This is a genomic window from Streptomyces sp. LS1784 (genome assembly GCF_020103755.1).
In the GTDB taxonomy this organism is placed as follows: Bacteria; Actinomycetota; Actinomycetes; order Streptomycetales; family Streptomycetaceae; genus Kitasatospora.
Genome location: NZ_JAHSQD010000796.1, coordinates 1 through 2,873, shown reverse-complemented (window position 1 = coordinate 2,873; position 2,873 = coordinate 1). Strand labels below are relative to the sequence as shown.

Sequence of the window (2,873 nt, the reverse complement as noted above, 5' to 3'; positions counted from 1 at the left end):
CGGCCCCTCCCGCCCCGGCGGCCCCGCCGCCCGGGCCGCCCGGCGCCGCGCGGCGCTCAACTGGGTGGCCGTGCACGCACTGGCCATCGCCGCCGCGCTGTTCTTCCTGCTGCCCTTCGTGTTCGTCTTCCTCACCTCGGTGATGTCGGACCAGCAGGCGCTCACCACCGACTACTGGCCGACCAGCTGGAACTGGGGCAACTACGGCAAGGTCTGGGACACCCCCGGCTTCCTCACCTGGTGGCGCAACACCCTGCTGTACGCCGCGCTCGGCACCGTGCTGACCGTGGTCTCCAGCCTCCCGGTGGCCTACGCGCTCGCCAAGTTCCGCTTCCGGGGCCGCAACCTGGCACTGATGGCGGTCATCGCGATGATGATGCTGCCGCCGCAGGTCACCGTCATCCCGATGTACCTGTTCTGGGCCAAGCAGATGGGCCTGAGCGGCTCGCTCTGGCCGCTGATCATCCCGATGGCCTTCGGCGACGCGTTCTCCATCTTCCTGCTGCGCCAGTTCCTGATGACCATCCCCAAGGAGTACATCGAGGCCGCCCGGATGGACGGCTGCGGCGACCTGCGCACCCTGCTGCGGGTGGTCCTGCCGATGGCCAAGCCGGCCATCGCGGCGGTCGCGCTGTTCCAGTTCTTCTACTGCTGGAACGACTACTTCGGCCCGCAGATCTACGCCAGCAACAACCACGAGGCCTGGACCCTCAGTTACGGGCTGGAGTCCTTCAAGGCCGCCCACCACACCAACTGGAACCTCACCATGGCCGCCACCCTGCTGGTGATGGCGCCGGTGATCGTCCTCTTCTTCTTCGCTCAGAAGGCCTTCATCGAAGGCGTGACACTGACAGGGGTCAAGGGCTGATGTCCGCACTGAAGTTGGCAATCGTCGGCGGCGGTTCGACGTACACCCCGGAGCTGATCGACGGCTTCGCCCGGCTGCGCGACACCCTGCCGATCGGCGAGCTGGTGCTGATCGACCCGGCCGCCGAGCGCCTGGAGCTGATCGGCGGCCTCGCCCGGCGGATCTTCGCCAGGCAGGGGCACTGCGCGGTCGTCACGGTCACCACGGACCTGGCGGCGGGCGTCGCCGGCGCCGACGCCGTGCTGCTCCAGCTGCGCGTCGGCGGGCAGGCGGCGCGCAACCAGGACGAGACCTGGCCGCTGGAGTGCGGCTGCGTCGGACAGGAGACCACCGGCGCCGGCGGGCTCGCCAAGGCGCTGCGCACCGTCCCGGTGGTGCTGGACATCGCCGAGCAGGTGCGCCGGACCAACCCGGACGCCTGGATCGTGGACTTCACCAACCCGGTCGGCATCGTCACCCGGGCCCTGCAGAGCGCCGGCCACAAGGCCGTGGGGCTGTGCAACGTCGCGATCGGCTTCCAGCGCAAGTTCGCGGCGCACCTGGGCGTGGACCCGGAGCTGGTCCGGCTCGACCACGTCGGGCTCAACCACCTGACCTGGGAGCGCGGGGTGACCCTGCTGGACGCCCCGGGCGCCGCGGCCGGGCGCGAGGTGCTCCCGGAGCTGCTGTCCTCGCACGGCAAGGAGATCGCCGAGGACCTGCACCTGCCGCAGGCCGTCATCGAGCGGCTCGGCGTGGTGCCGTCCTACTACCTGCGGTACTTCTACCAGCACGACGCGGTGGTGGCGGAGCTGAAGGAGCAGGGCTCGCGGGCCGCGCAGGTGGCCGAGATCGAGCGGCAGCTGCTGGAGCTGTACGCCGACCCGGCCCTGGACACCAAACCCGAGCTGCTCGGCAAGCGCGGCGGCGCGTTCTACTCGGAGGCCGCCGTCCAGCTGATCGCCGCACTGCTCGGCACCGGCGGCGGGACCTCCGTGCAGGTGGTGAACACCCGCAACGACGGCGTGCTGCCCTTCCTGCCGGACGACGCCGTCATCGAGGTGCCGGCCGAGGTGGACGCGCGGGGCGTGCGCCCGCTGCCGCAGCGGCCCGTCGAACCGCTGTACGCCGGCCTGATCGCCGCCGTCACCTCGTACGAGCACCTCGCCCTCGACGCCGCCCTGCGCGGCGGCCGCGACCGGGTCTTCGACGCCCTGCTCGCCCACCCGCTGGTCGGCCAGATCGAGCTCGCCGACCGGCTCACGGACCGGCTGCTCGCCCACAACCGCGAGCACCTCGCCTGGGCCTGACCCGGCCCGTCGTGGCCGCCCGGCGACCTCCTCCGGGCGCCGGGGGGGCACGGCGAGGAGACCGTCCACCCCCGGCCGGGGACCCTTCGGCCGGGCACCCCGGCCGGGACCCCGGTCGGGCACCCGGCCGACGACCACGGTCCGGGCCACGTACGAGCGCTGGGACCTGATGATCCACCAACCCGAACCACTCCTGCCCGGCGTCCTCGCCATCGACGCGGGAAACTCCAAGACCGACGTCGCCCTGATCGGCACCGACGGCAGCATCCTCGGCACCGCCCGCGGCGGCGGCTTCGAGCCGCACAGGATCGGCGGCGCGGCGGCCGTCGCCGGCCTCGCCCCGCTGGTCGAGCAGGCCGCCGCGGCGGCCGGACACCCGTCCTGGAGCGGTGTGCTCACCAGCCACGTCAGCGCCTGCCTGGCCAACGCCGACCTGCCGGTCGAGGAGGAGTCGCTGCGCGCGGCGCTGGAGTCCCACCCCTGGGGGGCCAGCACCACCGTCGCCAACGACACCTTCGGCCTGCTGCGGGCCGGCACCGACGGCCCGCGCGGGGTCGCGGTGGTCTGCGGCGCCGGGATCAACTGCGTCGGCCTGCTGCCGGACGGCCGCACCGCCCGCTTCCCCGCCCTCGGCGAGCTCACCGGCGACTGGGGCGGCGGCTCGGGGCTCGCCGTCGCCAGCATGTGGCACGCCGTCCGCGCGGAGGACGGGCGCG

General features: G+C 73.0%; 3 protein-coding genes. All 3 read left to right on the top strand.

The features are described from left to right. The coding region (locus tag KS423_RS42535; RefSeq protein ID WP_224285054.1) for a carbohydrate ABC transporter permease at positions 1 to 868 on the top strand (868 nt) is incomplete at its 5' end. 8 nt (positions 869 to 876) lie between these two features. Next, the gene (locus KS423_RS42530) at positions 877 to 2,157 is read left to right on the top strand and encodes a 6-phospho-beta-glucosidase (RefSeq protein ID WP_224285055.1); all 1,281 of its coding nucleotides are present in this window, start codon (positions 877 to 879) and stop codon (positions 2,155 to 2,157) included. A 169-nt stretch (positions 2,158 to 2,326) separates the two neighbouring features. Continuing rightward, a partial coding sequence (locus tag KS423_RS42525) for a BadF/BadG/BcrA/BcrD ATPase family protein (RefSeq protein ID WP_308020320.1) occupies positions 2,327 to 2,873 on the top strand: 547 nt, incomplete at its 3' end.